This is a genomic window from Mesorhizobium sp. LEGMi-168a, from assembly GCF_058312955.1.
In genome coordinates this window covers 104,700-112,133 of sequence record NZ_JBZEGV010000022.1, presented here as the reverse complement: position 1 = coordinate 112,133, position 7,434 = coordinate 104,700, and the positions used below count along the sequence as shown (strand labels likewise).

The window sequence follows — 7,434 nt, the reverse complement described above, 5'->3', positions numbered from 1 at the left end:
GCAAAACCCATCTGGCGCCGCCAGCCCCCACCCCGCCCGCTGCGCGGCCACCTCTCCCCCATGTTCATGGGGGAGAGGAAACCCAAGCTTTTCAAGGACGCGACCTTGGCGGTTGGCGTTTCCTCTCCCTCCACGAATGTGGGGGGAGAGGTGGCTCGGCGAAGCCGAGACGGAGTGGGGGAGCGCCATATGCGATTGCCCTAGTATAGTGACGGGGAGAAGGTGGCTGGCCGCGACGCCGGCTCCCAACTTGCAACGTCGGCGATTCGCGAAATCGCCGATGAGAGCGCTCTGTCCACCCTCCGCAGCTGCAGCACTGCTGCTGCGGAGGATGGGCAGGCAGGTGAGGGGCAGCGCCGACCTCTGGCAAATCAGGCACCTTGGAGCCAGACTCGTTTCACGTGAAACAACGTGTCGACACCCTTTACCGGTGTTTCACGTGAATCACACATGCTGGGTGCTGCTCCGCGTTTCACGTGAATCATTTACCGATGCAGAACTGCGAGAAGATGACATCGAGCATGTCCTCGACGTCGACTGCGCCGACGATCCGTCCGAGCCGATCGGCTGCCAGCCTCAATTCCTCGGCCCGCAACTCCTGGCTCTGACCTGACAGAGCCGCCGTGAGAAAGTCTTTCGCTTCCTTCAAAAGCTCGACATGGCGCAGCCTGGAGGGCAGGACATCGCCGGCATCGCCGATTGCCGCCGCGGCACGGCAGCCGATCTCATCCAGCAAGCCGGAAAGTCCGGAACCGTCCTTGGAGGAGATGACCATATCGTAGGCCCCTCGGTGTTCACTCTGAAGGTCGGCCTTGGTGCCGATCTTCAGCAATGGCACTGCTGTCGGGACCTCGCCCACAGGCTGTGGATCGATCATGTCTTCCAACAGGAGAACAAGGTCCGCCCCGCCAGCCTTGGCGCGCGCCCTTTCGATACCGATCGTCTCCACCTTGCCGGCGACTTCGCGCAGGCCGGCCGTGTCGACGACCCGAACCCGCATCCCCTTGAGATCCAGCACCACTTCGAGCAGATCTCGGGTCGTGCCTGGCTCGTCGGTGACGATCGCCGCCTCGCGCCGCGCCAGCGCATTGAACAGGCTGGACTTGCCGGCATTCGGCGCCCCGAGGATGACGACCTCGAAGCCGTCGCGAATGATCTCGGCGGCTTTGAACCCCTGGATGTGCCGCTCAATCTCATCGATCATCGCCGTCACGTCGGACCAGACTGCCTCCGAAACGGAACCCGGCACGTCCTCCTCGTCGGCAAAATCGATCTCCGCTTCGATCATCGCCCGCGCATGGATCAGCCGGCGGCGCCAGCCCGAATAGAGCTCGCTCTGCGCGCCTTCAGCATTGCGCAGAGCAAAGCGGCGCTGCGCTTCCGTCTCGGCGTTTACGAGATCGGCCAGCGCTTCGGTCTCGGTGAGGTCGAGCTTGCCATTGAGGAAGGCGCGCCGGGTGAACTCACCCGGCTCGGCATGCCTGACATCATCGAAGCCGGTGATCGTCTCCAGCATTTTTGCGGCCACCGCGCGGCTGCCGTGGACATGGAACTCCGCAACGTCCTCGCCGGTGAAACTGCCCGGCCCGGGAAAGAAAACGACGAGCCCTTGGTCGATGATCGAGCCGTCGGGCGCTCTGAGGTTGCGCAACGTGGTGAATCGATCCTTAACATTACCAACCATCGTTTCGACTACGAATCGAGTCTTCGGGCCAGAAATGCGGATCACGGCAACGCCGGCGGGCAAGCGACCGCTCGAGAGCGCTACGATTGAATCTTTGGAAACCATTTGCCGGACCTGCTGAAGCGCCCTAGCCTTTGACATATCAAACCCACAACGCCGAGCTGCCATCGTGACCTTGCCCGCGCGAAACCTGCTTGCCGAAGAGGCCAGCCCCTATCTGCAGCAGCACAGCGACAATCCCGTGCATTGGCGGGCCTGGTCGCCGGCCGCTCTTGCCGAAGCGAAGGAACTTGGCCGGCCGATCCTGCTCTCCATCGGCTATGCCGCCTGCCACTGGTGTCATGTCATGGCGCATGAAAGCTTCGAGAATGACACTGTGGCCGCCGTCATGAACCGGCTCTTCGTCAATATCAAGGTCGATCGCGAGGAGCGCCCGGACATCGACCAGATCTATATGGCGGCGCTCCATGCCATGGGCGAGCAGGGCGGCTGGCCGCTGACCATGTTTCTCACGCCAGACGGCAAGCCCTTTTGGGGCGGCACCTATTTTCCGCGCGAGGCGCGCTATGGCCGGCCAGGTTTCATCCAGGTGCTGGAAGCAGTCGACAAGGCCTGGCGGGAAAAACAGCAAAGCCTCGCCGAAAGCGCGGATGGCCTGACGGCCCATGTCGAGCAGCGATTGGCCGGCGCGAAAGACAAGGCGGCGCTCGACCGCGGCGCGCTTGCCGATCTCGCCGCCCGCCTCGACGGCATGATCGACCGCGATCTCGGCGGTTTGCGCGGCGCACCGAAATTCCCCAACGCGCCGTTCATGCACAGCTTGTGGCTGTCCTGGCTGCGCGACGGCCAGGCCGCGCATCGCGACGCCGTGCTCGTCAGCCTGGAAAAAATGCTCGCCGGCGGCATTTACGATCATATCGGCGGCGGCCTCAGCCGCTACTCGACCGACGCCGAATGGCTGGTGCCGCATTTCGAAAAGATGCTTTACGACAACGCCCAGCTCATCCGTCTGTGCAACTGGGCCTATGCGGCGACGGGCAATGATTTGTTCCGGATACGAATCGAGGAAACCGTCGCCTGGCTGTTGCGCGAGATGCGGGTCGAAGGCGGCGCCTTCGCCGCCAGCCTCGATGCCGACAGCGAGGGCGAGGAAGGGCTGTTCTACACCTGGAGCAAGGAGGAAATCGAAGCCGCGCTCGGCGACGATTCGACCCTGTTCTTCCGGTATTTCGAGCTGGCCACCCCGCATGGCTGGGAAGGCAAGCCGATCATCCGCCAGAGCGAGGCACAGCAGCGCCAGGGCATCGCCGACTACAATCAAACCGCCCCGCTGAAGGCGAAGCTGCTGGCAATTCGGGAAAAGCGCGTCAGGCCGGGCCGCGACGGCAAGGCTCTCACCGATTGGAACGGGTTGATGATCGCCGCCCTTGCGGAAGCCGGCCGCGCCTTCGCAAGACCTGAATGGGTCGGAGCCGCTGCGAAGGCTTTCGCCCACATCGTCGCCGCCGGTGAAGACGGTCGCCTGCCGCATTCGATGCTCGGTGCGAAAAAGCTTTTTCCCGCCTTGTCGAGCGACTATGCCGCCATGACCAATGCGGCGATCGCGCTGTTCGAGGCGACCGACGATTCGACTTATTCGGACCACGCCCAACAGTTCATCGGTGAACTCGACCGCTGGCACCAGGACAGCGAGAAGACCGGCTACTATCTGACGGCATCGGACAGCGGCGATGTCCCGATCCGCATCCGCGGCGACGTCGACGAGGCGATCCCGTCGGCCACGAGCCAGATCGTCGAGGCGCTGGTACGGCTCTCCTCGCTCACCGGCGACCCCAATCTCTGGGAAAAGGCCTGGGCGACAGCCGAGCATGCCATGGGCCGCACCGCGCAACAGGCCTATGGCCAGGCCGGCATCGTCAACGCCTGCGCGCTGGCGCTCGAGCCGCTGAAGCTCGTCATTGTAGACAAACCAGAGTCTTCAAGCCTCGTTCCGGTTGTGAATCGAAATCCCGACCCACGCCGGGTCGATATCATCGTGGCGATCGGTACGGAAGCGAATCGACCATTGCTGCCGGGCGGCGTGCTGCCGCCAACCGACAAGCCCGGAGCCTGGTTCTGCAGCGGGCAGGTGTGCCTGCCGGTGGTGACCGATGCGGATGAGTTGGAGAAGCTGCTGTGGAAAGGGTAGACTCCCACCCCCCTTGGGGCAGGGTAATCGCTTATGGCGCTCCCCCACTCCGTCTCGGCTTCGCCGAGCCACCTCTCCCCCCACATTCGTGGAGGGAGAGGAAATGCCAACCGCGAAGGTCGCGGCCTTGAAAAGCCTGGGTTCCTCTCCCTCATGAACATGGGGGAGAGGTGGCCGCGCAGCGGCCGGAGTGGGGGACTGGCGCCGCCATATGCAATTGCCCTCCCCTTGTGGGGAGGGTAGCCCAATCACGTATTCATCGAATCGAAGAAGTCGCCGTTGGTCTTGGTCTGCTTGAGCTTGTCGATGAGGAACTCGATCGCGTCGGTGGTTCCCATCGGCGCGAGAATCCGGCGCAGCACGAAGATCTTCTGCAGGTCCGAGCGCGGCACCAGAAGGTCTTCCTTGCGGGTGCCGGATTTGAGGATGTCGATCGCCGGATAGATGCGCTTGTCGGCCACCTTGCGGTCGAGCTGGATTTCGCAGTTGCCGGTGCCCTTGAACTCTTCGAAGATGACTTCGTCCATACGGCTGCCGGTATCGATCAGCGCCGTGGCGATGATGGTGAGCGAACCGCCTTCCTCGATGTTGCGGGCGGCGCCGAAGAAGCGCTTCGGGCGCTGCAGCGCGTTGGCGTCGACACCGCCGGTCAGCACCTTGCCGGATGACGGCACCACCGTGTTGTAGGCGCGGCCGAGGCGGGTGATCGAATCGAGCAGGATCACGACATCACGGCCATGCTCGACCAGGCGCTTGGCCTTCTCGATCACCATTTCGGCGACCTGCACGTGGCGCGCCGCCGGCTCGTCGAAGGTCGAGGAAATCACCTCGCCCTTCACCGAGCGCTGCATGTCGGTCACTTCCTCAGGACGCTCGTCGATCAGAAGCACGATCAGATAGCATTCCGGATGGTTGGCGGTGATCGAGTGCGCGATGTTCTGCAAAAGCACCGTCTTACCGGTGCGCGGCTGCGCGTTGATCAAAGCGCGCTGCCCCTTGCCGATCGGCGCCACCAGATCGATCACACGCGGCGAGATGTCCTTCGAGGTCGGATTCTCGACCTCCATCTTCAGCCGCGAGGTCGGATAGAGCGGCGTCAGATTGTCGAAGTGGATCTTGTGCCGAATCTTTTCCGGGTCGTCGAAGTTGATGGTGTTGACCTTGAGCAGCGCGAAGTAGCGCTCGCCCTCTTTCGGGCTGCGGATCGGCCCTTCCACCGTATCGCCGGTCTTCAGCGAAAAGCGCCGGATTTGCGACGGCGAAATATAGATGTCGTCGGGACCGGGCAGGTAGTTGGCATTGGCCGAACGCAGGAAGCCGAAACCGTCCTGCAGCACCTCGACCACGCCGTCGCCGATGATCTCGACGTCCTGGGCGGCAAGCTTCTTCAGGATCGCGAACATCAGCTCCTGCTTGCGCATCACGCTGGCGTTCTCGACCTCCAGCGATTCGGCATAAGCGATCAGTTCTGGCGGCTTCTTATTCTTGAACTCGGCGAGTTTCATTTCTTGCATTAGATAGACTCTGGGTAGGCTTTGGGGAGAAAAATCGGCTGGTATGCGACAAATGCCGAGCGCGGCCGAAGCGAAAAAAGGGCGGCGCGTGACGGGAAGGAAGACCCGTCTTTTATCGTCGGTCGCCCGAAAGAGCAAGCCGCCTTTTGCCAGGTGCTGGGAAGCCCTAGAACGGCTTCACGACGACCAGGATGACGATGACGATCATCAGCAATGTGGGGACTTCATTGACGATCCGCCAGTGCCTCGCTGGCTTTTCGTTCTTGTCCTCGGCAAATTTCCGCACCGCTCCGGCGAGATAGCCATGCAGCCCTGAAAGCAACAGCACCGCGAGGATCTTGGCGTGCAGCCAGCCGCCCTGGAAGCCGAAACCTTTCCAGGCCAGCCAGAGGCCAAATACCCAGGTCACGACCATCGCCGGATTGATGATGGCTCTCAGCAGCCGGCGCTCCATCACCTTGAAGGTTTCGGACTGTACAGAGCCTTTCTCGGCTTCGACGTGGTAGACGAAGAGCCGCGGCAGATAGAGCATGCCGGCCATCCAGGAGATGACGGCAATCACATGGATGGCTTTCGCCCAGGGATAGAAACTGTCGGGTGCCGCGAAATAGAGGAGCGCGGTCAGCACGACGAGCACGACAATGCCGATCACCATGCGCTTCATTGCCTGGCCGGCGCTGTTCTCGCCGCTCTTGCCGGTCATCGGCCGCTCCTCACCATTTTCACCATGGCCTCGACATGCGCCACCGGCGTTTCCGGCGTGATGCCGTGGCCGAGATTGAAGATCAGCGGCCCGTCACCCAGCGAGCGAAGGATGGCGTCGACGCCGTCGGCAAGCGCCTTGCCGCCGGCCACCAGCCGCAGCGGATCGAGATTGCCCTGCACCGCGCCTTCCGCTTGCAGCTCCCGCGCCATCGACAACGGCACCGTCCAGTCGAGGCCGAGGCCGGTGATGCCTGTCTTCTTCCTGTAGTCGCGATAGCGCTCGCCAGCGCCTTTCGGAAATCCGATCACCGGGACATCCGGATGCGCGACCTTCACCTGCCGGACGATCTCGGCCACCGGCTCGACGCAGAACGCCTCGAAGGAAGGCTCGTCCAGAACGCCCGACCAGGAATCGAAAATCTGCACCACATCGGCGCCGGCCTCGATCTGGCGCATGAGATAGGCCGCCGAATGGTCGGCCAGTATTTTCAAAAGCCGGGCGAAGGCCTCCGGCTCGCGATAGGCGAAAAGCCGCGCCGGTCCCTGGTCCGGCGTGCCATGGCCAGCAATCATGTAGGTCGCCACCGTCCAGGGCGCGCCGCAGAAGCCGATCAGCGTCGTTTCAACGGGCAGTTTCGCGCGCAAGCGGCGGACTGTCTCGTAGACCGGTTCGAGATTCACGTGAAACGTTTCGCCGTTCAGAGCCGAAATCTCGGCCGGCGTTATCGGTTTCAGGACCGGTCCGTGTCCCTCTTCGAAGCGGACCTCCCGCCCCAGCGCGTTGGGCACCACGAGAATGTCGGAGAACAGGATCGAAGCATCGAAACCAAAACGCTCGATCGGCTGCAGCGTCACTTCGACGGCAAGGTCGGGATCATAGCAGAGATCGAGGAAGGATCCGGCCCGCTTCCGGGTCTGGCGGTACTCCGGAAGATAGCGGCCTGCCTGACGCATCATCCAGAGCGGCGGCGGTGAAACCGTCTCGCCCTTGAGGACGTCCAGCATGATCCGTTTCCCAGCCATCCAGTGCTCGTCCTCTCTACAGCGCCGCGCGTCCTTGGACGCGCGAAGGACGCTGTAGCACTTACTCTGGCGCATGGTCCTTTCCGAAGCTCCGCTTCGGGGCCATGCGCTGCTCCTCTTAAATCAAATATCTATTTTAAAAGAGTCTTCTGATTCTAAGAGTCTGTTGGTTGTGGTGGTTGCGACCTGTCCAGCCTGCCACTCGAAAAGGCCAGTCAGCATATTGTCGCGCAGCCTCGTTCGCAAATTGGAGGGATCTGGGGAAGAACCGGATTCAGGCTTTGGAGTCAAAAGCTTGGCTTCCTGCTCCCGTGCTTCGC

General features: G+C 62.4%; 5 protein-coding genes. 1 reads left to right on the top strand and 4 read right to left on the bottom strand.

The window, feature by feature from the left end; translation table 11 throughout:
- Positions 1-481 precede the first annotated feature (481 nt).
- Complete coding sequence (mnmE, locus tag AC4FWB_RS24840; protein WP_491028869.1) at positions 482-1,789, bottom strand: tRNA uridine-5-carboxymethylaminomethyl(34) synthesis GTPase MnmE; 1,308 nt, start codon at positions 1,787-1,789, stop codon at positions 482-484.
- 64 nt (positions 1,790-1,853) lie between these two features.
- Between mnmE and AC4FWB_RS24835 the strand changes: the two genes are divergently transcribed.
- Complete coding sequence (locus AC4FWB_RS24835) at positions 1,854-3,872, top strand: thioredoxin domain-containing protein (RefSeq protein WP_491028868.1); 2,019 nt, start codon at positions 1,854-1,856, stop codon at positions 3,870-3,872.
- A gap of 248 nt (positions 3,873-4,120) precedes the next feature.
- Here the strand turns inward: AC4FWB_RS24835 and rho are convergent, their stop codons facing one another.
- The 3 genes from rho to hemE all read right to left on the bottom strand — a co-directional run bounded on the left by rho (position 4,121) and on the right by hemE (position 7,114).
- Complete coding sequence (gene rho / locus AC4FWB_RS24830; protein WP_491028867.1) at positions 4,121-5,386, bottom strand: transcription termination factor Rho; 1,266 nt, start codon at positions 5,384-5,386, stop codon at positions 4,121-4,123.
- A gap of 166 nt (positions 5,387-5,552) precedes the next feature.
- The gene (hemJ, locus tag AC4FWB_RS24825) at positions 5,553-6,089 is read right to left on the bottom strand and encodes a protoporphyrinogen oxidase HemJ (protein WP_491028866.1); all 537 of its coding nucleotides are present in this window, start codon (positions 6,087-6,089) and stop codon (positions 5,553-5,555) included.
- On the bottom strand, positions 6,086-7,114 hold the full coding sequence (gene hemE, locus AC4FWB_RS24820; RefSeq protein WP_491028865.1) for a uroporphyrinogen decarboxylase: 1,029 nt from the start codon (positions 7,112-7,114) through the stop codon (positions 6,086-6,088). The genes hemJ and hemE overlap by 4 nt, the downstream gene beginning before the upstream one ends.
- Positions 7,115-7,434 lie beyond the last annotated feature (320 nt).